This window comes from Clostridium sp. CTA-7 (assembly GCF_054768095.1).
Window position 1 is genome coordinate 21,244 of the sequence record NZ_BAAAAV010000012.1, and the last position, 25,867, is coordinate 47,110.

Genomic DNA, 25,867 nt, shown 5'->3' on the forward strand with positions numbered 1-25,867 from the left:
TGCTAGAAATATCCTAGCAGCTCTTTTAAAATTTATTTTTCTTTTACTTCTTTTTTCTTTTTCCTTAATACCATAAATGCACCTGCACCTACTATAATTAAGGCAACTATTAAACCGTACATAGGATTGTTTCCGCCTGTGCTTGGTAATGTAATTCCTCCCTTTCCTGAAGTGTTTCCTCCACTTCCTGAAGTATTTCCTCCATTTGCTGAATCTTCAGCTTTTACAGTTATTTCAACAGTAGCTTTAAAGTTACCATCCTTAGTTGTAACTGTTATTATAGCTTTTCCTTTTCCTATTGCTGTTACTTTTCCATTTGCATCAACCTTTGCTACTCTTTCATCGCTTGATGACCAAGTAACTTCTTTATTTGTTGCATCTGCTGGTGTAATTGTAGCCTTTAATTCTAATGTTTCATTTACTTTAAGTTCTGCTGAAGTTTTGTCTAGGCTTACTCCTGTTACTTTTATTACTGGCAATTCACTTTCTTTTACAGTTATTTCAGCTGTAGCTTTAAAATTACCATCTTTAGTTGTAACAGTTATTGTAGCTTTTCCTGCTCCTACAGCTACTACCTTTCCATTTTCATCAACCTTTGCAACCTTTTCATCACTTGATGTCCAAGTAACTTCTTTATTTGTTGCATCTGCTGGTGTAATTGTAGCTTTTAATTCTAATGTTTCATTTACTTTAAGTTCTGCTGAAGTTTTGTCTAGGCTTACTCCTGTTACTTTTACTACTGGTATTTCTTTTGCTTTTACAGTTATTTCAGATGTAGCTTTAAAGTTACCATCTCTAGTTGTAACAGTTATTGTAGCTTTTCCTTCTCCTATTGCTGTTACTTTTCCATTTTCATCAACCTTTGCAACCTTTCCATCACTTGATGCCCAAGTAACTTCTTTATTTGTTGCATCTAATGGTGTAATTGTAGCCTTTAATTCTAATGTTTCATTTACTTTAAGTTCTGCTGAAGTTTTATCTAAACTTACTCCTGTTACTTTTACCACTGGCACTTCTTTTGCTTTTACAGTTATTTCAGATGTAGCTTTAAAGTTACCATCTCTAGTTGTAACAGTTATTGTAGCTTTTCCTTCTCCTATTGCTGTTACTTTTCCATTTTCATCAACCTTTGCTACCTTTTCATCGCTTGATGCCCAAGTAACTTCTTTATTTGTTGCATCTTCTGGTGTAATTGTAGCCTTTAATTCTAATGTTTCATTTACTTCAAGTTCTGCTGAAGTTTTATCTAAACTTACTCCTGTTACTTTATTGCTAGATAGATTTTCAATTTCAGCTGAATCTCTAACTCTTAATCTGTGTCCTTCAGGATCTTCTGAAGCAAGTCCTATAGCTGATACTTTATCTCCTACATTGATTCTAGTTTTCCATTCATCAGCTACTCCAGGATTTTTACTACTTCCAATGTATCCTTCAACATATACTCTTGATTCTCCAGTTCCATCATTTACAAATATATTTTGTCCATCAATTCTAGTTACTTTTCCTTCTACTTTTACTAAAAGTCCCTCTTTTTCTTCCAACATACTATCTTTAGTTGAAAGTTTAGTAGGCTCTACTAAGTTAATATTTTCATCAATAATTTGTAATCCTAAGCTTTCATTTTTAAGAGCAACTTGTGCATCTCCCAAATATGATGAAACTTTTCCTTTAATTCTTACTTTTTGACCTAATTTTACTGATGTAGTTGAAACTCCAAATACAGTTAATCCAGCAGTATCATCTTGAACATAAATAACATCAAAGAATGAATTTCCTGGTGCTGCAACATTTGAAGCTGCTGTTACATATCCTTCAACAACTACAGTTTCTCCAAATCTATCTGGAGTATTATCTTTATTTTCATCTATTCTAACACTTGATATCTTGCTTACAGGAATTTCTGGAGCTGCTGCCAATTCCTTGATAACTTTCTCAGTTATTTGATAATTTGAATAATCTAAACCATCCATTTCAAAATTTGAGAAGAATGTCGCTCCTGAAACTACTACTTTAGCTCCACTACTTAATGTTTCAACAGCTAAACCAACAACCTCACCTTTATTTACAGCTGTATTATCTCCTTGTTTGTCAGCATCATTTCCATAAGTAGTACTATGACCTTTTACTAAAACGTCTATATTGGAAGCATCTTTTGGCATAACAAGAGTTGATCCACTATAGAAACTATATTTCTTAGTTGTATCAATTCCATTTAGCCAACTGCTTTCTGTATTATAGTCGTTAAAGTATAATCTAAAGTTTTGACCACCATTTTCTACATCATCAGTAGCTTGGTCATCATTAAATCTTATTTTTGCACCTATCGCTTTAAGAACTGAATTACCTTGTTCTGCATTCCCATATTCACCTGTTGCATCACCGTAATCAGCCTTAGAAGTTATTGCTATATTTCCACCTTTTTCAATAAATCTAGCTATTGCAGCTAATTCATCAGAAGTATATTTTTGAGGTGATAATCCACTAGAAGTAACTGCTTTACTTTGAGGGTCTGATAGTATTAATAAAGATGCACCTTTTAAAACTTCATCTGTTATAGGCTCTTTATTTATAACCGCTTTAACATTGTTTTGTGCCATTAAAGCTGTTAAAGTTGTAATCTTTCCTGAGTAGTCTCCAGAAACATATTGATTTTGATGTGCACCATCTATTACAACCTTAGAAACTTCATTTGCTCCTAAAACTGAAACCTCCTTAGCTCCCTTAAACTCTCTTTCAACTCCATTTACAGTAGCAGTAACTTTTACTTGGAAAGAATAATCTCCTGCTTTATCAAATTTATATGGTAACTTTGCTACAGCTGTTGATCCAGAAGCTATAGATTCAATAATCTCTGTCTTTATTGCTTCAGTTCCATTATTTAAATAGTATTCTACTTTAACATTATTTATAGCAACTGCTTCATTGTTATATATAGTAGTTCCTATATTAAATTCTTCTCCAGCAACTATTACTTCTGTATCAGAATCTACTGTAGAAATTCCAACATTTTCCCTATCTCCAGCCCAAATTGCTGAAGTTACAGCTATATCTCTATCAGACTGGTCTACTCTTACATAGTAATATGAACTAACTGATTTATCTAAAGTAAATGACCATTCTTTAGTTGTAGAGTTTACGTTATCAATAGACTTAACAACTTTACCTCCATCTCCAATTATGGATATTTTCTTAATGGTATCTCCTGAATCCATATCCTCAACATTTACTTTAAAATCTAATGAATCTGTCTTTCCTAATATAGATCCCATTGTATTTCCATTAATTTCATAAGATATTTTTAAATTTTCATCTTCAGTTGCATAAACTCTTCTTTCTCTTATTGCTTCATAAACAGCATCTCTTGAAAGATTTGGAGCCTCTATAACTGTTCTAGCAGTATTTGCATTACCCCATCTACCTTTATGGTTATCTTGGTTGTTTGTTGGAGCAACATGCCACCCCTTATCTAATGCTCTAGTATAATATTCATATGAAGGGAAATAACCTGAGCTTCTGATAGCACCTTCACCATTTCCAACTTCTATTAATGTAACTTGTTTATCAATTTCTGCATCATAATATGCAAAATCACTAAAGTCTCCGAAAGTTTTACCTGGATGATTTAATTGAGATAATGATTGTTTTTGTGTCTTTAAAGTATTGTAGTAATTTTTCAAATCCATTTTGCTATTTGTTCTTGTTTCAAATCCCGGTGTATTAAATGTATTCATATGCCCATATCCACCAGTTGATCCAGACCAAGTCATTTCATACCCATAAATAGCTACAAAATTTCCATCTTTATTATATTTGTCTGCTGCACTTAATCCTTTTTTCCAAGCTTCACTCTTTGATCCATCACTTATATTAGCTAATTTATCATTATCAAACCAGTTTGAGTGATCTGTTACAGCTAAAAAGTCTACTTTTGCATTATTTTCAGCATATTTATATGCTTCATCTATAGTTCCAGTACCATCTGAAATGTTTGTATGAGAGTGAAGTTGTCCAAAATATAAATTCTTCTTTTGCTCTCCAATTGTAAATTTCCACTCTTGTTCAGTTAAATTGCCTAATGTATCCTTAACTTGAACTAAAACAGTATGAGCACCATCAGATAAATCCTTATCAACTAAATATTTTATAGTATTTCCTTCCTTAACTATGTTACCGCTTACAATTTGACCATCAATTGATAATTTAACTGAAGTCATATCTACGCCTGTTTCATCTTGGAAAGTAGCACTAATCTCTGGTCTTCTTAAATCACCTATATTTTGTCCACTTGCAGGTTTTAAATTACTAACCGTTGGTCCTACTTTGTCAACACCCTTAGTTACAGTAACTTTACATGTTGCTTTTATATTAGGTCTTACTGTTGATTTAACTTCTACAGTTGTTTGTCCCTCTTTAACAGCTGTAACCTTTCCATTAGAGTCTACTGCTGCTATTTCTGGATTTAGGCTTGTATATTCTACAGCCTTTTCTGTTGTATTTTCAGGGATATACGCAATTGTTAATCCTTTATTTCCCCCAACTTCCAAAGATATACTTTCATCAATGCTTAATCCAGTTAATGCAATTTGTTCTACAGTACCATCGTTGTGTACTATAGTAAAATTATCTATGTTAATTCTTTTATCTTTTGTGCCAATAACATTAATTTTAAATCTAACATTACCTGCTTCATTAATGGCAAACTTTTCTTCTTTTAAATCTTTTGTTATAGAATTTGATGATCCAACATCTACCCAACTTACTCCAGAATCAATAGATTTTTGAATTTTTAAAGTAGCTCCAGAATCATTCCCATAATATGCATGTGATAAAATTATCTCTTTTACATTAGTAACATCAAAATTCATAGCTATGAAACCTTCTGATCTTACCCTTGCAGCTATAGAATCTATTCTCTTGTCAGCCTCTTGCTTTCCTTCCATTGCATTACTAAACTTCCAAGAACCAGTTTCTAATTCGACATCTGCTTCCGTATAATTTCCTTTTTTAAGCTTCTCAAAATTTTCAATGACTACATTTTTATTTAACTCTTCAGCCTTAGCTACTAATGTTGTAAAATTAGTAAAGAAATTGGATACAACCATTGTAAAGGTTAACACAAAACTCAGCAATCTAAGTTTCTTTTTATATTTCACTTTATTATCTCCCCTTTTTATTGTTTTTAATACATTTTCCCAAACTTTGTTTCTGATATTGATTGTACTTAGTTTTCCTAATTACATCCCTCCTCAGTTTATGCTCCCTAATCTATTCTTATTTAAATTTGAGATGATATTATGCTACCTAATTAATTATCTTATACTAGAATTTAGAAGCGCTTCATCTCACTTTAAATAATTTTAAGTAAGCACTTAGTATAAGTTTTTTATTATGTCTTCTGTTAATTAGGTCAAACTCAAAATGCGGATTTTAAATAAAGTTTTTTCTATACCTTTCTATAGAATCCCCCCTTGTCTTTCACTTATTTAATTTTATCACTTAGTAAACGTTTTTTTAGTCGAATAGATTGTTATTAAATATTTTTTTTATTCCATATTTCAGCAAAATAAATTTAATTAACTTAATTTTCCATATTTTAAATAACAATTTCTTATATTTTTTTATTTAATGATACTATATATTAAATTTTTAACATTATGTTAATTAAATTAGTCACATTATTTTAAGTAAAGTCTTATGTAAAAATATTAAATAAATTAAAAAAATGGATTATGCTTTATTTAAAACATAATCCATTTGCTTTTATTAATTACTATTTATATTTTTACTTTACAAGCTTTGATTTTTTGTTAAATATGAAATACACTCCTGCGCATAATAATATTAATCCAAATATTAAAGCATTTATAGGATTATTTCCTCCTGTAGCTGGTAAAGTTATTCCTTTTCCATTAGTAGATTTTTCTGCAATTATAAACTTACTAAAATGTGATGTTTTAAATGTTACTTCATTTCCATTTATAGTTGTTTCTAATTGTCCAAATGTCTTAGTTTCTTCATTATAATAGAATACAGCTAAGTTATCTTTATTTAATCCTTTTAAGTCCTCATCTGTTAATTTTAATGTTATAGTTGCAACTCCATCTTTAAAGTTGTGAATCTTAACTATTTCATTACCTGTCTTAACATATAAGTTAAATTCAAATACTTTTTTAACTCCCTTTATCCTTGAAGTAATAGATGAATCTTCTTTAATATTCATTTCAAAAATAATACTTGAACCTTCTTTTAATAAATCTTTATCTATTATACTAAATGGTAATAATATAATATGCTCACTATTCTTAATTTCTAAAGATCCATTTCCAGTTTTAATAGCTCCTATATCCTTTACTTCAAGTTTTAATTCATTTGATGGATTCTTTATAACTATTTCATTTTTGCCATTAGGATTTTCTACTTTTTCAACTACATTTTCTATAGGATTAGTATTTCCACTATTCTCCTTATCACTATTTACAGTGATTTCACATATAGCCTTAAAGTTTTCTTCTCTAGTTGTAACAGTTATTATTGCTTTTCCTGCTCCTACTGCTGTTATCTTTCCATTTTCATCAACCTTTGCTACTTTTTCATCGCTTGTTTTCCATGTAACATCTTTATTAGTTGCATCTGCTGGTGAAATTGTTGCCTTTAATTCTAAATTTTCATTTATATTTAATTCTGCTGAAGTTTTATCTAAGCTTACTCCTGTCACTTTTACTACAGGTACTTCTTTGTCTTTTACAATTATTTCAGCTACTGCTTTAAAGTTTCCATCTTTAGTTGTAACTGTTATTGTAGCTTTTCCTGGTGCAACTGCTACTACCTTTCCATTTTCATCAACTCTCGCTACTTTTTCATCACTTGTTGTCCAAGTAACATCTTTATTTGTTGCATCTGCTGGTGAAATTGTTGCTTTTAATTCTAAACTTTCATTTATCTTTAATTCTGCTGAAGTTTTATCTAAGCTTACTCCTGTCACTTTTACATCTTCTGGTTTTTCTTCATCTGGATTTGCTGTACAATTAATTTTCATTGTAATAGTCTTAGTTGCTTGTCCAGCTCTTCCATCATCAGTGTACCAAGGTAAATCAATAGTTTCCTGTGTAGGCTCTATATGAAGTTTGAATTCATTAATTCCAGATTTTAATTTAATGCCTTCTACATATACATTGCCATATTGGTCCATGGCATTTGGATATAATGTATTTATATCCTTATCATTTATTGTAAATGCAACCCCATATGGAACTTGAGCCTTTAAAGTAAATTCCTTTTCATTAGTTTCATATTCAATATTATCTCCATAAGAAATTCTTGGCATAGAAACCATCATTGGCATATCACCCCAACGAAGTACATAATCATCAACAACCATTGCATTTCCACCTTGGTTCTTAACAGTTAACTTCATATTGGTATCTGTCGAACTATATGCCCAATTTCCATAATCATCTGTATCATTTGCAAGACGCGTGTGGCTTGTAAAGGCTTCTGTGCCCCATGATCCCCTAGTATATTTATATTGAATACTCTTACCTGCCATCATCTTAAATTTATATTCTACTATATCTCTAGATGTTGCTCCACTAGGTACAGTAAGTCTTCCACCTGCAGCATTCCATCCATTTAAATCACCAGCTATAAAAATATCATCAGTTGCTGGTGTATAATTTGGAATATGAAGTCTTAATGTTACATCTACCATAACCAATGTTGGTGTAACGCTCTTTTCTTCTGAATATGCTCTATTGTAGAACTTATCATAAGCTGCTACTTTATAAGTATAATTTTTATCATTACTTACTGTGAAATCTGCAAATTCTTTTGAACTCTTATCTACTACTGCAATTTTTATAAACTCTCCATTATCTTCCTTACGATATATATCGAATCCTTCTACATCTACTCCATCGGATGCCCATTCAAGCTTTGATCTATTAGATTCTACAATTATATCATTTAATACTGGAGCTTTTGGTGCAGTGTTATCTTCAGGATTCATAATAGCTTTCATTGATACTTCACTTGACTCTGTATAAGTATCTCCTGCATTTGTTGTAGCTTTTGCAAAATAGTTATATACTCCTGCTTCTGCTGGTTCAAAAGTTGCATAATAAACTTTTGATCCATCTTCTAAATCTGATTTATATCTCAATTTAGTGGTATTTGAATTTTCTCTTAAAGTTCCATCTTTATAATACATTAATTTAGCTTCAAAATTTGGAATATCTTTTCCTTTATATTCTTCTTTATCTGTTAATCCTGGAATATCTATATTTACGGTTATTTCTTCAGTTTTATTTCCTATTCCAATAATTAAATCTTTTACTATACTTGGTAAACTAATTGACTTAATATTAAAGGATGGTAGTGCTGTTACCGCATCACTAAATTCACTTTCGCCACCATCTTTAACTGCTGTAACATAATAATAATATCTTATTCCATCAACTACATTTTTATCAATAAATGTATTATTAACCCCTTCTCCAACTTTTTCAGCTTTTTGTCCTTCAAGATTAGTTCTATACACATTATACTTACTTGCTCCCGATACTTTCCTCCAAGTTAAAGTTACCTTTCCTTGTTCTGGAATAGCCTTAAGGTCTTGTACTTTCTCAACACTTACTATATTGTTTGTGGATACCATCATAAGTCCTGTTTGTGCTGGAATTATAATTTGAACCTTTCCGTTTTTCACTGTTGATGATATATTTCCATATAGTTCATCTTTCAATATTAAGTTATCTGGTAAAAACCCAGTTACATCAGCTTCTATAGTCTTAACTTCAGTTGACTGATTTATTACTAGCAATGCACCCTTTTCTAAATTCTTTCTTGCATATGCAATTACGTTATCATTTGCATATGCTGTTTGAATTTCACCTGTTGCAAATAAATCAAGATTTTCATTTCTTACTCTTGCTGCATTTTTATAAACATCAAATAACTCTGCATATCTACCTACACCTGAGAAATCACCATTTGATTCTAAAACTCTTTCCCATGGGAAAGTTCTTCTTGAATCTGGATCCTTAGTTCCTGTTACCCCAACTTCATCTCCATAATAAATAGTAGGCGCCCCTGCATATCCCATTTGGAATATTGCAGTTAATGCTTGTAATTTTAAGGCATTGTCTGAAGCCTCTGGTGCAATTTTTGTATTTTCTTCTTCCCATGTTGGATTATCCATTTTTGTAATATTTCTAATTGTATCATGAGAATCAACTAAATTTATCATTGCTTGCCATGCCTCTTTTGGATAATTCTCTCTAATTACTTCTAATGCATTGTTGAAATTTACTGAGTTACCACTTAGTATATAATTTTGAAGTGCTGCTCTAAACTGATAATTCATTACTGAGTCAAATTGATCTCCTAATAAGTAGTGGGTTGCAACTCCCCATTCTTCTCCTAAGATAATTGGATCATCTATTACATTTCCATTAACATCTAATCTTCCTTTTGTCGACTTAACAGCTTCTCTAAATTTTTGCCATGTACTTGTCGATACATCTGGAGCAACGTCTAATCTCCAACCTCCTGCTCCCATCCACATCCATCTTTGAGATGCTGCAAACTTCATTTTCTCCTCAGCCTCTTTATCACTTAAACCAGTTAAATCATGGCCAATAACATTATCTCTGTAATCTACATTATTCCATTCATGATTTCCTGGAATAGCTAAGCTATCCCCATTTTGTGGAGCTTTAGCATCCATTACTGGTAATGAATCGAATCCCCACCATCCCTCATAATTATAATGTTGATCTTTTTTATCTAACATATTACCATCTTTATCTCTTATTAGCCATTGATTTTCAATCTTAAACCAAGTTGTAAAACCAAAGTCTTCTGGGTAAGAATAGTTCTTTCCTGTTAAGGGGTTCTTAATACTTTCATATTCTTTTATAACTTCCTTTTCTGCTTTATCTTGAGATTTACCTGTATTTACTTTATCCCATACCTTTTTCCAATACTCATATGCACCAATTTCAGGATATTTTTCGTACCTATCAAAATATATAGAGTCATCACCAACGTGATTAAACACCCCATCAGCTATCAGCTTAATCCCATTTTCTTCAGCTGCCTTTGCAAAAGCTTGATATACTCTATCTGAGGCTGCTCTTGTTGCTTCATAATTTAACCCTGAATTAGGATCTCCATCTTTATTATATACAGGTTGTCCAAACATAGGATCTAGAGATTTATAATCAGTAGCATCATATTTATGATTAGATGCTGCCCAAGCTACAGGATTTAGATAAATTGCTGTTATACCTATAGATTTTAAGTAATCAAGTTTATCTTCTATTCCTTGAATATCTCCACCATAAAATTCATTTGTCCATATATTATCTGTTTTTGAATTTGGATAATACGGTTTATTTTCAGGTGTTGAATGTCTAGGATTTTCAGGATAATCTCTCCAGCTACCCCATACTTGTGATGAAGCTGGATCATTTTCTACTCCTCCATCATAATATTGAATTTCATATCTTTTAAGCGTTCCATCAGTTCCAATATATCCACGATATCCGTCTAATAATTTTGCTCTATTATTATCTTTATTCCCATCAAAAAATCTATCTGGGAATATTTGATATACAACTGAATCCTTCATCCAATCTGGAGTTTTATAATCTTTATCGTAAACTGTTAAGTTATATGGTAATGCACCCTCTTCTACAACAGCTCCTTGCCCTCCACTTAAGCTATCATCTCCATATTCAAGCTTAGTTTTTCCATCTACTAATATAAACTTATAACCCCATATTCCAATCCCATTAAACTCTGTTTTTGAAATTATTGATTCATAATAATCCGTTTCTCCTATTGTAGTTGCTTTTCTCATATCATAGCTTTTTGCTACTCCACTACCATCTATAAGTTCAATCTTTGCAACTTGAACATCATCTTTAGCAACTCCAATTCTTAATGTTAAATCTTCACTTTCTTCTTTTATTGCACCAAATGGTTTTTTATAGGTAATACTTCTTGAATCAAATTTAATTGCTGATTTATTTATAAGACCATCAAAATTACCTTCTGTTGCTTTATAATTATGAGTTAATTTTTTATCACCCTTATGATTAATTGTAAATACAACATCTACTGGATCTAAAGTATTTACTACTAAATTACTTCCTTTTTCATCAGCTCCATAGTTTTCACTACTCCAATCAGACCCAAAAACTACTTTAGCTTCAAATTTTCCTGCTGGTAAATTTCTTTGTAACTTATATATACTACCATCAAAATAGTAATCAACAAACATCTGTTTAGCCTTATCTGGAGCCCATTCACCTTCCCCAAAAACTTTTTGAATATCTCCAACTAACCTTGGCCATTTATCATTACTTAATTTTGGAGCATATTGTTCCAATCCATTAACTCCTAAAATATTTATTCTAGCCTGATTTAATTCTTCATTAATATAAAAATTAACTTTAGTTTTTTCAGATAAATTTATAGTAAAATTGTCTCCATTATTACTAAATCCATCCCAAGTTCCATTTTTTACAATTTTAAATTGATGCTCACCAGCTGGTAATACTGTTGAGTACTCATAAAAACCATCAACTAAATGTTTTAATTCAGTATCTGGATTATTATTTGACCATCCTTGGAATGATCCTGCTACATACCATTTATTTTTTCCACCTGGTTGATTAATGAGTTCATCTGGAGTTATTTCTCCATTTCCTGGATTCTCTTCATTTAATGTTGGTTTAACATAATATGTTGTATCATCAGAAGCCTTATAATAAACTTCTAAATTACCATTACAATCTAAGTATGCTAAATCTATTAATTTATCATCTCCATCCTTAGATACCCATCCAGCTGTTCTAATTATGATTCCTACATTTTTATTTGATTTAGTTATATTAGTAAATGATAAATTTGATGATTTACCAAAATCATTAGAATCTGTAAATAAGCCTACTTTATCTTCAGATCCATCTATTCCTCCATCTACCCAATTCCATAGATTCCATTTATCGTAATTTCCGTCAGGTCTATTATAGTTTACTTTAATATTGATTTTTGAAAAATCCTTATATAAATCTGAGTACTCAACACTTTTTTCTTTAGGATTTTCCTTATCTATAGTTCCAGCTGTAATTATGATTTCAGTTTCACCTTTAGCTAAATCATATTTTATATCTTCATTAGCTTTAGCTTCCCATTCACCTTTTTTTACAACAAGTCCAAGTTCACCTGATTTTGGTACATCAATTACTGCATATACACCTTTATCATCCTTATGTGTAAATTCAACTGAATGCCCATTCTTTTGAGGCCACCAAGACCAAATATTCCATCCATTATAATCTCCATCTTCTTTTAAAAATCTAACTTTTACCTTTTGACTTTCGGTAGTTCCTGCTTTAACTACTTTATTAGGAATAGGTATTAATGTTAGAAAAAATAGTATAACTGTAAAGATACTTAGTTTATCTTTGTGTTTAAGAATATTATTTACCCTCATAAAAATCCTCCCTTTTATTTAATTATCAAAGATTTCATTAACGGAAACGTTTCCATAAAACTCTATATTTAACTTAATAAAATTTAAAAGAAACACTTCTTAATCCAATTGTAAATGATTACTGGCATTTTTTCTATACATTTTATTTTTTTTGGATATTAATACAAAATAATAAAATATAAACTATCTATTTAAGGCTAATATAATACGAAGTTATATAATACGAAGTTATATTATACTTAGTGCTTTTTTATACAAAAAATACTTATTGACAACATTTCTCCTCGCTGCTAAAATAATATAGTTAGTATAGTTTAACTTTAAGTTTACTATTACTAAACTTTTGTGCGATTTTAGGAGGTTTCATGAGTGAAGCATTTTTGTTAGTTAAATACTTATCTGTTGGATAGAATCAAATTTTAAATTTATGGAGGGATTTTTATGAAAATTGAACAACTAGGAAGACATATTTTAGTGGAATACTATAACTGTGATAAGGATATCTTAAAAGATCATTCTATTATTGAGGAGCATATGAAAGAAGCTGCTATTGTTTCTAATGCAACAATAGTTACTAGCTGTTTCCACAAATTTAATCCCTGGGGAGTAAGCGGTGCTGTTATAATCCAGGAATCTCATCTTACAATTCATACATGGCCTGAATATGGTTATGCATCTGTAGATCTATTTACTTGTGGTGATACTGTTAACCCTTGGCTTGCTTTTAAATATCTTGAAGATGCATTAAAAGCTGATAGAAGTGAATCTACTGAAGTTGCAAGAGGTTTAGTCGACAAAGTTAAAACTTTTTCTAATGGTGCATACGATAATATTCAAGTAAAACATAAAATGGAGGTGTAGGATATGGAATTATGGTACACAGAAAATCAAACCCAAAATGTAAATTTTTCTATGAAAGTTAAAAATCACTTGTACTCACATCAAAGTCCATTTCAAAAAATAGACGTTTTAGATACTTATGAATTTGGAAGAGTACTTGTAATTGACAACTGGACAATGGTTACAGAAAAAGATGAATTTATCTACCATGAAATGATAACTCATGTAGCTATGGCTACTAATAAAAATATAAAAAATGTATTAGTTATAGGTGCTGGTGATGGTGGCACTGTTAGAGAATTAACTAGATATGAAACTATTGAAAATATAGATATGGTTGAAATAGATGAAGCTGTAGTTATAGCTTCAAAAGAACACTTACCATTTACTTCAAATAAATTAGATGATAAAAGAGTTAATTTATTTTTTGAAGATGGAATAAAATTTGTAAAGGGAAAAGAAAATTTATATGATTTAATTATAGTAGATTCAACTGATCCAATTGGACCTGGAGAAGGTTTATTTACTACAGAATTTTATAAAGATTGCTTTAATGCTTTAACATCAAAAGGAATCTTAATAAATCAATGTGAAAGCCCTTATTATCCACATAATGCAAGAGAAATGAAAAGATCCTTTAGTAAATTAAAAGGAATCTTTAATATTTGTGAAGCATATCAATATCACATGCCTACATATGCTTCTGGTCATTGGATGTTCTGCTTTGCATCTAAAGAATTACATCCTATAAAAGACTTTGATGCTAATAGTTGGAGTGCTTTAGGGTTATCAACTAAATATTATAATACTGATTTACATGTAGGTGCTTTTATGCTTCCTAACTATGTAAAAGAATTATTAAATAAATAACTAAAATAATCCATAAGGTAATATAAACCTTATGGATTATTTTAGTTATGTCTATTTATATACTAAATATATTCACCTTATAATATTCATTATACTAATATACTAATATAATCAATTATTATAAGGGGTTTTAATGTATATAAAGTCTACAAACTTACAAAATAAAAATCTTTCAATAACAGTTTATAATAATGTAGCACTTATAAATGAAACAAGAGAAGTTCTTAAAAGTAAAATAGATCCTTCTTCTTATGTTACTATTGAGTATTTTGATATAAGTAAATTTATAAACGAGACATCTGTTGTTGTTATAGGTATGAATGATATTTTAATGAACTTTAACTATCTTTGTTGTAACAGTAAAAAAAATCTTGATATATTGCCTTGCAATAGTTGTGAAAATTTAATACCTAATTCAATTTTGATTCAAGGTGATGGTATTAAGTCAAGAGAAATAACCACATATTATTTAACTGATAACATTAAGTGGTATAGTAGCTATGTAATAATCCTAGAGGAAGAAGTATTATCAATCCACTCATGGTTTAACTTAATAAATAAATCTGGTATAGACTATGACAATGTAACTTTAAAATTTGTTGCAGGAGATGTTAACTTAGATTATAAAAGTTTAGTTCTTCATGATAAATCTATTAAATCTACAGAATTGCAAAGCTACACTACTCCAATTGAAGAAATGTCTGATTATTATATTTACACAGTTCCTAATAAATATAAACTTACCAATAATACACTAAAAAGAATAAAAAATTTTTCTAGTGAAAATGTAAAGTACAATAAACTTTATGATTTCGGATACAATAATGTAAATGCTAATATTATAATTAAATTTCAAAATACAACTGATAATAATTTAGGCTTTCCTCTGCCTTCTGGTAGTATAAACACTTATACTGGTTATGACGGTAATTTTGAATTTTTAGGTGGAAGCTCTATAAAAGATATTGCTAAGGATAGGGAGGTTTCCTTTATTATTGGAAATGCCTTTGATGTTACTTCTCAAAGAAATGTAATAAACTATCAAAAATATAAAGATTATATCTTTAAAGAAGTACAATATATACTTACTAATACAAAACAAGAAGCTATTAATATAAAAATATGTGAACCAATTTTTTCTCCTTGGCAAATGGATTTTTCTACTGATAATTATGATAAAGATAAGAATGGCAACCCTTGTTTCCAAACGGTAATGCAACCTAACTCAAAAAAGGAAATATTATTTAGCTACAAATATGATATTAATCCAACGTAATTAAAAAGGATAATATGAAAATAAATTTATTTTTCATATTATCCTTTTTAATACTATTCTCTTATCTTAAATATATCTATAGATTTTTTCAAATTTTCAGAGCTTTCTTTTGCTGTATTTGAATTTATCATGGTTTTATCTGACTTGTTACTAGCTTCTACAATTTTATTACTAATACTAGTTATTCCTTTACTGCCCTCTATTGTAGCTTTAGAAACTCCATTCATTATATCTGAAATCTCCTTAATAGATAACAATAAGTCGCTTGAAATTTTATTGAATTCCTTTACAATATTATCTATTAACACTCCATCTTTTCCATATGTTTCTGTAACTGCTATCATATTAGAAAATTCTTTTTGTAAATCTTCATCCATAAAATTAATTAAGTTATTTGAACTATCTATAAGAGTATTTACCGCATTTGAAATATCCATGCCTGTTTCTTTTATTTTTATTACAGAATCCTTTGATGCTTCTGCTAGCTTTCTTATTTCTTCTGCTACAACTGCAAATCCTCTCCCGGCTTCCCCTGCTCTAGCTGCTTCTATTGATGCATTTAAAGCTAAAAGATTTGTTTGTTCAGTTATTTCTATAATAATCTCTGACAACTGGTATATCTTATTAATTACTTTTGTTTGCTCAATTGCTTTTCTTAATATATCTTTAGATTCACCTAAAATATTGTTTGTGTTTTCAAGTCCTAAGCTAACAAAACTCTTATTATCTAAAGCTCTTTTACTTATTTCACTCGCTATTTTAGAACCATCATTTGCTTTATTTGCAATTAACTCTGCTGACTTCTCTATATTTTGTATAGAATGTCCTACTTCTTGAGTTGAAGCTGACGTTTCTTCCATTACTGCTGTTATTTCTTCTGAAGTAGCAGCCATATTTTCTAATCCTGTATTTAAATCATATATATTATTGTTTATGTTTACAATTGAAACTTCTGTATTTTTAGATTCTAGTTTTACACTACTTATTAAATTACTTAAGGATTCCTGAATTGTACTTATATACTTTAATATAACACCAAGCTCATCTTTCCTATTTAAAATTTTATTATCTATTTTCCTTGAAAAATCACCTTTTGAAATTATTTCCATTTCATTTACAGCTATTTTAAGAGGTTTAACTATATTTCTTGTTATAATAGCCGCTGCTATTATTCCTATTAAAAGTACTGATATTATACTTATAATTAATAATACTATAAGTTTTTGTACAGCTTCTTGATTTTCAGTTTTTATACTTTCCGCTAAGGTATTACTATAGTTTGCTAATTTGTTTAACTGATATCTAAAGCCTTCTCCAAAATTTAATTCTATTTCCTCAAACTTCTTCTTGGCTTCAGAACCATTACCTGACATAGCTAAATCAATAATCTTTTTTTGCTCTTCTCTATATGGTTTTATCTTATCTTCTAATCCTATTATTGCTTTACTTGAATATTCATCAATATCTATATTTTTATAATTGCTAAAGTTTTTATCAAAGTTTTCTTGACTTTTTATAATTTCATCATACTCTTCTTGTTGAAAAGCTTTATTGTCAGTATTTAAAATTATTTTGTATATACTTGATTCGATACTTCTCTCTTCATTTATGCTATTACTTAGGCTTATTACTGAAGAAAAATTTTCATTATACATCTTTTGCATTCTTTCATCTGCCTTATTAATTTGGAATATTCCAATCCCACCTATAATAAGCATCATAATAGTTAGAGTTGTTGTTAATATAAATATTTTAACTCTAACTTTTAAATTTTTAACCATAGCTCCACCTCACCCATATTGTAAATTTAATACAATTTAATTATCCATTATAGCGTGTTTTTAGTCAAAATATTCTTTATATATTGTCAAAATTTTATAATAATTATCAATATATTATATAAAAATAGACATTTAGCAAAATTATCTTTATCAAACTAAATGCCCTTTATTATTTAATAATAAATTTAAAGTTCTATTTCTATTACTTTATTATTCTTAAGACTCTGCAAAACATCTATTACTCTTTGGTTACTTGATCCTCTATATCTTAAAGATATATCCCTTTTATCTATTTCAAATCTACCATCTACTATAATATCAACTAGAGATAAAATTTCTCTTCTATTATTATCTTTTATTATATCTTCGTATAAATATCCTGACCATAGCCAAATACTCTTCCCAGTTTCTTCTTTTACTCTCTTTAGTAAATTAATTAAATCTCTATCATGGATTTGATCCATAGGTTCTCCACCTAATATATTTACCCCTTTTACATTAGGATCTTTTATATATTCTATAAACTCATTTTCTACTTCTTTTGTCCACCTATTACCGTAGTTAAAATTCTGTAATTCTTTATTAAAACAACCCTCGCAATTATTAGTACATCCGCTTACAAACAAAGTTGTTCTTATGTTAGGTCCATTGCTAACATCAAATTTTCTTATTTTAGCATAATTCATTCTAGCATCCCCTTAAACCTAAAAACTAGTTTAATTTTTCCCCCTAAAATAAATAACATATTTATAAATATGCTTTTTTACTTTAGGGGGATCATTATTAATTATAAATGAAGAACTCTGTCTCCAATTTCAGCAGTTCTGCCCTTATTCCAGAAATTAGTTCCTATATATCCACAAGTTCTTCTCATTACTTGCATTTCAGTTTCATCTTTATTTCCACAAGATGGACAATGCCACTTTAAATTATCATCTAGTTTTATTTCACCTGTGTATCCGCACTTATAGCATACATCAGGCTTCGTATTTATTTCTGCATATTGAATATTATGATATATAAAGTTAATTATCTGTTCTATAGCATCTAAGTTTTTACTCATATCAGGAACTTCAATATAAGAAATACACCCACCTAAACTTATATTATGGAATTGAGATTCAAATTTTAATTTACTAAATGCATCAATTTCTTCACATACATGAACATGATAAGAATTAGTATAATATAACTTATCTGTTACATTTGGAATCATACCAAATTTACTTCTATCTAATCTACAAAATCTATATATTAAATTTTCTGCTGGTGTTCCATATAAACTAAAACCTAAGCCAGTTTCTTTTTTCCACTTTTGGCAAGCATTATTCATATGATTCATTACATCTAATGCAAACTTTTCTCCTTCTTTGGTTGTATGACTTTCTCCAAGCATAGCTTGCGCCATTTCATATATACCTACATAACCTAATGATAATGTAGAATATCCATCTTTAAGTAATTTATCAATATTCTCTTCTTTTTCTAACCTTGCTATTGCACCATGTTGCCAATGAATTGGAGATACATCTGAGGAAGTTCCAAGAAGCATATTATGTCTAGTTAAAAGTGCTTCTTTACAAAGCTCTAATCTTTGATTTAGCATATCCCAAAATAATTCCATATCTCCATCTGCTATTATTCCAATTTGAGGTAAGTTTAAACTAATTACGCCTTGGTTAAATCTACCATACCACTTATAATTACCTTCTTCATCTTTCCATGGGCTTAAATGTGATCTACATCCCATTGGTGGAAAAGTATTTCCTTCATAATTCATTCTCATAATTTTAGCTGATTGATAGTCTGGAACAAGTCTTCTTGCTGTACATTTTGCAGCTAATTTAGTTATATAATCGTATTTTCCACCTTCTAGGCAATTATGTTCATCAAGTAAATAAACAAGCTTTGGGAAGGCTTCTCCTATTTCTTGACCTTTATAATTCTTCATTCCTTCTAATCTTTGCTTTATCATTTCTTCACAAATTAAAGCCATTTCTTCTTCGTATTCATTACCTTCTTCAATCTCTAGATAAATTGTACTGAAAGGAGCCTGTCCATTTGTTGTTTGTAAGGTAGATAATTGATATCTTATGGTTTGAACACCATCTCTTAACTCTTTAAGCTTCATATCTTTAGCTAAATCTCTTGCAAGCTCTTCATTGTTATATTTTTCTAAATACATTTTATATGTTTTTTCTTCGGTAACTCTTAAAAATTTAGCAAGATGCTTTATTGTTATACTTTGACCCCCAAATTGATTACTCGCAACTTGAGCCATTATTTGAGTAGTAACAGTACATGCTGTGCTAAAAGATTTTGGTGTTTCTACTAATTTATCATTTATAACTGTACCGTTATTTAACATATCTTCTAAATTAATTAAACAACAATTAAAAATATTAGAAAGAGTATAGTCCATATCATGCCAGTGTATTATTCCTTCATCATGCGCTTGAACAATATGAGTTGGTATAAGTCTTCTTCTTGATATATCTTTTGAAACTTCACCTGCAATTAAATCTCTTTGCGTCGCTGCTATAACTGAATTTTTATTTGAGTTTTCCTTTATAACATCTTCATTTGTTTTATTTAAAAGACTTAATATACTTTCATCTGTTGTATTTGTATTTCTTTTAAATTCTTGTACTGCTCTATATCCTTCGTATGACTTAGCCGTTACGATTTGTCCATAATGAACTAATCTATCATAAACATAAGACTCTATTTTATGTATAGTTGGGGTATCTCCTTGCTTGCTAAAATATTTTTCAGCATCACTAGCTATAAGCTTTGCTATATCAGCTAAGTAAATACCACTTCCATTCTTCATTGCTTTAGAAATAGCATCCCTTATTTTCCCCTTGTCGAACTCAACTATACTTCCATCTCTTTTAATAACTTTCATTTAACAAATCTACTCCCCTTAAAAGTTCTAAAAACTCAATATTTTATCTTTTCTTAATCGCTCATTTTTTAATTATACAATAAAATATTTTTAATTGCATTTTTATAAGTTCTCATTTTTTTAAACAATCATCATTAAATTACATGTATCTTAATTTATTCTTGTTTTATGGCTATGGTTAATATAATTTATTTCAAAAAAAATGTCATGCTTTGCATGACATCAGATTATTTTGCAATCTATAATTTTTATAATTCTTTCGATTTTTTCATCTATAGGGACGCCTTCATACCATTTCCCTTCATTTAGTTTTGATAAATCCCCAAAATACTTACTCTTTAATATTACTTCTGGCCTATATTCAAAATGTAATATATCAAAGTGTGACCATTTACCACCCCAAACAAATCCATTGTCCTCAAATATCTTTACTAACTCTTTAGGATATCCTTCTATTCTTTTACTACCTTTAGCCTTGTCTACCCATTTCCAATAATCTGCATTGTTTCTATTTAAGTCTATTGCAATTCCATAAGCATGTGGACTAAGTCTTCCTGTATCTTGAATAACTCTATAATTATATGTACCGTTTATGGGAAATACATAACTACTTACATATCCATCTCTAGATATTAACTCCTTAGCTCCATTTAAAGATTTTTTAAGAGATTCACCTGCTTTAGCGTTTTTATTAAACATTATATTTCCACATCCTGTTGAGAAATTAGATAGGTTTTTTTCTATTTCGTTTCTATTGCTTCCATAGATAACATTAAGAAAAGAATAGGATCTTCCTCTTCCTGGATCTATATTATCTAAAACTGAATCAATACTATTTAAAGGATATATTATTTCTAAAGTATCTTGAATATCTGCATTTGAAATCTTCTCTTCTTTTCCTTTTTCCTTTTTATCATCATATAGTACTTTTTTTCCATTCTTAAGTATTAAATAAACAAAAGAATCCTGTGACACCTCTATATCTTCTATTTCATCTTCATAAGCTACCATTAACACTAATAAATCTCTTTTAATATTGTTTTTATATTCATTATCATCTAAAGTTAAACTGTATGTCTTACACAATGCTAAATTCAGAAATGAAACTATTATTAGAACCATACCTATTAATTTTTTCATAACATCACCTACTTATAAAAATTATATTTTTATTATTCCTTAAATAGATTAATGCTACTCTAATAATTCAATAGATTTTTCTTCAAGTAAAGGAAAAGTAAAGATAACTACTCCTGTTAGTAACCATCTACTATATCTACATCTTCTTCCTCATTTGTAGTTATATTTATTTTTAGTTTACCTTTACAATCACTTCCTATTATTTTAATTCTACTATTCCCTTTTTTTATATCAAATTTACTCCTACCTTCTTGAGATTGCTCTAAAATTTTTATAACATTATCATTTGGATCTATTAATACTACTTTAAATTTTCCAGATTCTATTTTAGAATCAAATTCTATATCTATTGTTGAATCATTTTTAGAACTAATTTCCCAAATAGTCTCCATCCCTGAAAACTTAAAGGACATATTAGTATATCCTTTTTCATTTATTCCTCTCTTATATAAATAAGAGTAATTATCATTTAATGCTACTATTTTTGAATTATCTGTATAAATACTTTTTCTATTATTTCCTATATAAAACCTATCAATAAATCTATTTATTGTTATAATTCCTCCTGATACTATAACTATTGCAATAATAATATAAATAAGTTTTTTAGACTTCATCTCTTTCACTTCTCCAATTTTCAATAAACTCCGAGGCATATTATACCATATAATTACAGTTTATGTATATATTATAAGAAAAAAAGTAATAAACTTACCTCATAATAAGATAAATTTATTACTTTTTAGATAATTCTTTATATAATTAATAATTGGAGTTACTGACTTACATTTAGTTTTAATATTATTATAATTTTCTTTCTCTTTATAATAACTTTTAAACGTTAAAATATTAATTATTGTTTGTTTCTCTAGTAAGTTTCAATATTGTTTCTTTATGCTCTGGATATAATTTTAAAAGCTCTTCTCTTTCAAACAATTCAAAGTCATCAAATTCAAATGCTGGTGCAACCATGCATCCAACTAAAGCAAAACCATCATTGTTCATTGCAGATCCAAATATATATCCTTTTGGAACTAATACCTGTGGAACTTCTCCATTTTCTATATTAATACCAAGCTGTTTTGCTATAAGTTCTCCTTCTGGGCTTATCATATAAATAGTAAGTGCTTCACCATCATGATAATACCATACTTCATCAGATTTTAATCTATGAAAGTTTGATACTTCACCTGTCTTTAAAAGAAAATATATACTACTCCATAGTTTTTTATCTTTTCTTACTTCATCATTTGATAAAAATGATTCTTTAAAATATCCACCTTCTACATGTGAAGTCATGTTTAAACTTTCTATGTAATATTCTGCATTTTTCATTTTTATACCTCCATTTAATATCTATACTATATTTTACCTATTAATATTATATAATAAATTTAAAAACTATACATAATATATTTTGAAAGTAAAATTAAATAAGGCTTATCATATTTAATTATAATAAGCCTTATTTATAAACCTCTAATCTTCTCTTACTAAATATTGATTTCCATCTTCATCAAAGAAAGAAAACATAGAACCGTATGGCATTTTCATAAGTTCTCCAACTTTAACTTCATTTCCTTTAATTTTGTTATATGTTTCTTCAATATTACTAGTGCTTAGTATTATTGATGGATGCTCTACATTTGCTTGTGGATTTTGAGCTTTCATTAACTCTTTATTATATAAAACAAAAGTTGTGAATTCATCTTCACTTGGACCTACTTCTATCCATTTCATATTTGGACCCATTGCTTGCTCAAATTTAACTACAAAGTTTAATTTTTTAGTCCAAAATTCCTTTGCCTTTTCTTGATTATTAACGTATATAGTTATTTTACCTATTTTATTTATCATAAGTATCCCTCCTAAAATTTATATTTTAATTATAACCTAAAATATCGATCTTTAGCTAGATATTATCTTTTTTATGTAGTATTTTTTTACTACTCTATTAAAAATTTTACTTTCTAATAATTTAAATTTTATTTCTAGACTATTTTATTTAAATAAAGATACTCCATCATCTTATAGCAAATCTACATCACCATTTTTTCTTGACATATATCCATCTAAGCTTACTTCAATATATAATACAACTTTTCTCTTCATAATAATATTCTCCTATTTCTATATTATTTACATAAATATTAATAATACAATTTGACTAGCTTATTTTTTCTAATTTTAACATAATAAACTATAATATAAACTCTTAATAGTAATTTACTAAAAAAATTTATAAGTACTTATATAGTAAGTTATATTATATAAAGTCTCCTATGAATATAAAACCATTTATGGTAAAATATAGTTCAACATAAAATAAATTACTTTAAGGAGGTAAAATATATGAGAAGTATTTTAAAACTGAAAAATTTTCTTTGTTTCTTTCTTATTACTTTCTTCATATCTATATCAGTTGCATGTGATAATAATAATAAAGCTATTGAAAAAGAAACTGCTAGGGGGTATATTTGGGAGGCTACTAATGGAACTAATAGTGTAACTTTAGTTGGAACTATGCATATTGGTGACAATAAAATTAATTTTTTAAATGATGATATTAAAAAAATAATTGATGAAACTGATGTATTATCTGTAGAACTCGATTTATCTGAAAAAGAAACTATCGAAAAAGCTCAATCATCTGGATATTTAAAAAACGGTGAAACTATAGATAATTATTTAACTGAAAGTGAAACTGAAAAATTATCTTCTATATTTAAATCTTTAAGTCCCAATTTAAATATAGATAGTATTAAATATTTAAATCCCCCATCTTTGTATAGCTTATTAACTAAACTATGTTGTGCTAAAGCTGGTATACTTGGAAATGGATTAGATTTATTAATGATTAATGAAATGAAGCAACATAACGCTGCCAGAGATACTATAGTTATAAATGAACTGGAGGGAGTTGATTCACAAATTATTGCTGGAAATAAAACTTTTACTTGGAATTATATAAAAGAGTATATAAATAATTACTCTGATTCTAATATAGATAAGGAAGTTGATTATGCAATAAATTCTCTTAATGCCTATAAAAATGGTGATATTGAATTTATTGAAGAATCAAATAATAAGATTAAAAGTGATAACCCAGAAGTTTATAAAATAATGATTACTGATAGAAACATTGATATGGCAAATAAAATAGATGAATTAATTAAAGATGATAAAAAACATACCGTCGCAGTTGGTGCTGGCCATTTTATCGGTGATGATAACATATTAAAATTATTAGAAGAAAAAGGCTACACAATAACACGAATAAATTAATATACTTTAACTTCTATAAAAATTAATAGGTAATAAATATTTTTATTATATAAAGATATTTATTACCTATTCTTAATTTCATGCTTATTTTTAAACTTCTTCCCACTTCTTAATTTTGAATATATTCTTAATTTTTATTAAATAAGAATACATAAACTATTAAAGTTATTTTTTCTTTTGATCTATAACTATATAGATTTTATTTATAGAAAAAATTATAGTTAATATTACTATAATACCTGTAAGCCACTTAAAAAATTCAGGAATATTTATATCTCTTAATAGATATGCCCATAATTTTGCACAAAAAAGTCCTAAAATCAAAAGCAATATATTACTAACTTTAAAAGTTTCATTATTCTCCATTTCCTCTTCACTCACCTTATATAAAATTAGCTACAAAAGCAATTAAATATGATGCTGGTACAAATAATACCAACGCTACGAAAGTTCCTACCACTTTACTTCCTACCATAGCTATAACACAAGCCCTAAAATCTTCTACACTACATTTACCATCTACAACATCATCAGTCATAATAGATAAATGTGGATCAATAAAAATTGATGTAAGTATTGTTGCTGTTCCATTAATTATTGGTGATAAAGATAAACAAGTCATTCTAAGCTCTGGAGCTATACTTGCTGCATATATTGGTGCAAAGGCTCCTGCCGTAATAATAGCTACAGAAATAAAATTATAAAATAAGATCTTTTTAGGAAGTCTTCTATAATTTATACTTGTTAAACTTTCTTTTACTGGAATTGCTATACTATCTTTCATATACTTTATACCATTTTTTGAAACACTATGGATAATAAGTTTAGGAATAGATCTTTCTACTGAAAAATGATTTACTGCCTTACTAAACATTTGTTGAAAAGTTGGTATTAAAAAAGCTCCAGCTATACTTGCAATTCCTGAAACTATAATTATTAAATTAAATATAGTCATTAAATCTCCACTACTAGGATTACTTTCTACAAATTTTGTTAATAAAGGAGTTTGAAACGTTAATGCTGTTCTAGAAACAAGCATCAATACATTAAAAACTGCAAAGGTAACAGCTATCTTACCAGTTCTAACACCTACTAACCTAACTGAATAGGCTAATGTTCCAATTAATGAAATTATAAAGTTTAATATTAAAACAATTATAATTTGAGTATCCAACCCATATCACATCCTTGAATATTATTTTTGAATACATAAGGTATTTCTTCATTATTTCTAACTTCTTTTCTCACAATATCCTTCGTAATAT

The 25,867-nt window shown here is 28.5% G+C and carries 15 protein-coding genes; 4 read left to right on the top strand and 11 right to left on the bottom strand.

Features of this window, described 5'->3' with window-relative positions; genetic code table 11:
• Positions 1–32: 32 nt before the first annotated feature.
• On the bottom strand, positions 33–5,153 hold the full coding sequence (locus ACYUEX_RS17645; RefSeq protein ID WP_460289320.1) for an Ig-like domain-containing protein: 5,121 nt from the start codon (positions 5,151–5,153) through the stop codon (positions 33–35).
• Positions 5,154–5,782: 629 nt separating this feature from the next.
• Entirely contained in the window at positions 5,783–12,502 is a 6,720-nt protein-coding gene (locus tag ACYUEX_RS17650) for an alpha-amylase family glycosyl hydrolase (protein ID WP_460289321.1), read from the bottom strand.
• A 441-nt stretch (positions 12,503–12,943) separates the two neighbouring features.
• Here ACYUEX_RS17650 and speD point away from each other — a divergent pair, with 441 nt between their 5' ends.
• From speD to ACYUEX_RS17665, 3 genes are all read left to right on the top strand, one after another.
• Entirely contained in the window at positions 12,944–13,363 is a 420-nt protein-coding gene (gene speD / locus ACYUEX_RS17655) for an adenosylmethionine decarboxylase (RefSeq protein ID WP_411168222.1), read from the top strand.
• Positions 13,364–13,366: 3 nt separating this feature from the next.
• Positions 13,367–14,212, top strand: coding sequence for a polyamine aminopropyltransferase (speE, locus tag ACYUEX_RS17660; protein ID WP_411170709.1), 846 nt, complete (start codon positions 13,367–13,369; stop codon positions 14,210–14,212).
• A 133-nt stretch (positions 14,213–14,345) separates the two neighbouring features.
• Entirely contained in the window at positions 14,346–15,488 is a 1,143-nt protein-coding gene (locus ACYUEX_RS17665) for a DUF4139 domain-containing protein (RefSeq protein ID WP_411168223.1), read from the top strand.
• Positions 15,489–15,541: 53 nt separating this feature from the next.
• Here the strand turns inward: ACYUEX_RS17665 and ACYUEX_RS17670 are convergent, their stop codons facing one another.
• The 7 genes from ACYUEX_RS17670 to ACYUEX_RS17700 all read right to left on the bottom strand — a co-directional run bounded on the left by ACYUEX_RS17670 (position 15,542) and on the right by ACYUEX_RS17700 (position 23,174).
• Positions 15,542–17,269 (bottom strand): methyl-accepting chemotaxis protein, encoded by a 1,728-nt coding sequence (locus ACYUEX_RS17670; protein WP_460289322.1) that lies wholly within the window; start codon positions 17,267–17,269, stop codon positions 15,542–15,544.
• A gap of 185 nt (positions 17,270–17,454) precedes the next feature.
• Positions 17,455–17,955, bottom strand: a complete 501-nt coding sequence (gene nrdG, locus ACYUEX_RS17675) for an anaerobic ribonucleoside-triphosphate reductase activating protein (protein WP_460289323.1) — start codon at positions 17,953–17,955, stop codon at positions 17,455–17,457.
• Between the two features lie 101 nt (positions 17,956–18,056).
• On the bottom strand, positions 18,057–20,177 hold the full coding sequence (gene nrdD / locus ACYUEX_RS17680; RefSeq protein ID WP_460289324.1) for an anaerobic ribonucleoside-triphosphate reductase: 2,121 nt from the start codon (positions 20,175–20,177) through the stop codon (positions 18,057–18,059).
• Positions 20,178–20,399: 222 nt separating this feature from the next.
• Positions 20,400–21,317, bottom strand: coding sequence for a M15 family metallopeptidase (locus ACYUEX_RS17685; protein WP_460289325.1), 918 nt, complete (start codon positions 21,315–21,317; stop codon positions 20,400–20,402).
• A 116-nt stretch (positions 21,318–21,433) separates the two neighbouring features.
• Positions 21,434–21,934, bottom strand: a complete 501-nt coding sequence (locus ACYUEX_RS17690; RefSeq protein ID WP_460289326.1) for a hypothetical protein — start codon at positions 21,932–21,934, stop codon at positions 21,434–21,436.
• A gap of 232 nt (positions 21,935–22,166) precedes the next feature.
• Positions 22,167–22,652, bottom strand: a complete 486-nt coding sequence (locus ACYUEX_RS17695; RefSeq protein ID WP_460289327.1) for a cupin domain-containing protein — start codon at positions 22,650–22,652, stop codon at positions 22,167–22,169.
• A gap of 144 nt (positions 22,653–22,796) precedes the next feature.
• Positions 22,797–23,174, bottom strand: coding sequence for a VOC family protein (locus tag ACYUEX_RS17700; protein WP_460289328.1), 378 nt, complete (start codon positions 23,172–23,174; stop codon positions 22,797–22,799).
• A gap of 495 nt (positions 23,175–23,669) precedes the next feature.
• Between ACYUEX_RS17700 and ACYUEX_RS17705 the strand changes: the two genes are divergently transcribed.
• Complete coding sequence (locus ACYUEX_RS17705) at positions 23,670–24,602, top strand: TraB/GumN family protein (protein ID WP_411168231.1); 933 nt, start codon at positions 23,670–23,672, stop codon at positions 24,600–24,602.
• Positions 24,603–24,767: 165 nt separating this feature from the next.
• Here the strand turns inward: ACYUEX_RS17705 and ACYUEX_RS17710 are convergent, their stop codons facing one another.
• Together ACYUEX_RS17710 and ACYUEX_RS17715 are read right to left on the bottom strand one after the other, a co-directional pair.
• On the bottom strand, positions 24,768–24,968 hold the full coding sequence (locus ACYUEX_RS17710) for a hypothetical protein (protein ID WP_460289329.1): 201 nt from the start codon (positions 24,966–24,968) through the stop codon (positions 24,768–24,770).
• Between the two features lie 16 nt (positions 24,969–24,984).
• Positions 24,985–25,776, bottom strand: coding sequence for a lipid II flippase Amj family protein (locus tag ACYUEX_RS17715; RefSeq protein ID WP_460289330.1), 792 nt, complete (start codon positions 25,774–25,776; stop codon positions 24,985–24,987).
• Positions 25,777–25,867: the final 91 nt, after the last annotated feature.

Excerpts from the sequence above, each read along its gene's own strand:
- ACYUEX_RS17650 (WP_460289321.1), bottom strand. The coding sequence starts at position 12,502 with ATGAGGGTAAATAATATTCTTAAACACAAAGATAAACTAAGTATCTTT.
- speD (WP_411168222.1), top strand. The coding sequence starts at position 12,944 with ATGAAAATTGAACAACTAGGAAGACATATTTTAGTGGAATACTATAAC.
- speE (WP_411170709.1), top strand. The coding sequence starts at position 13,367 with ATGGAATTATGGTACACAGAAAATCAAACCCAAAATGTAAATTTTTCT.
- ACYUEX_RS17665 (WP_411168223.1), top strand. The coding sequence starts at position 14,346 with ATGTATATAAAGTCTACAAACTTACAAAATAAAAATCTTTCAATAACA.
- ACYUEX_RS17670 (WP_460289322.1), bottom strand. The coding sequence starts at position 17,269 with ATGGTTAAAAATTTAAAAGTTAGAGTTAAAATATTTATATTAACAACA.
- nrdG (WP_460289323.1), bottom strand. The coding sequence starts at position 17,955 with ATGAATTATGCTAAAATAAGAAAATTTGATGTTAGCAATGGACCTAAC.
- nrdD (WP_460289324.1), bottom strand. The coding sequence starts at position 20,177 with ATGAAAGTTATTAAAAGAGATGGAAGTATAGTTGAGTTCGACAAGGGG.
- ACYUEX_RS17685 (WP_460289325.1), bottom strand. The coding sequence starts at position 21,317 with ATGAAAAAATTAATAGGTATGGTTCTAATAATAGTTTCATTTCTGAAT.
- ACYUEX_RS17690 (WP_460289326.1), bottom strand. The coding sequence starts at position 21,934 with ATGAAGTCTAAAAAACTTATTTATATTATTATTGCAATAGTTATAGTA.
- ACYUEX_RS17695 (WP_460289327.1), bottom strand. The coding sequence starts at position 22,652 with ATGAAAAATGCAGAATATTACATAGAAAGTTTAAACATGACTTCACAT.
- ACYUEX_RS17700 (WP_460289328.1), bottom strand. The coding sequence starts at position 23,174 with ATGATAAATAAAATAGGTAAAATAACTATATACGTTAATAATCAAGAA.
- ACYUEX_RS17705 (WP_411168231.1), top strand. The coding sequence starts at position 23,670 with ATGAGAAGTATTTTAAAACTGAAAAATTTTCTTTGTTTCTTTCTTATT.
- ACYUEX_RS17710 (WP_460289329.1), bottom strand. The coding sequence starts at position 24,968 with ATGGAGAATAATGAAACTTTTAAAGTTAGTAATATATTGCTTTTGATT.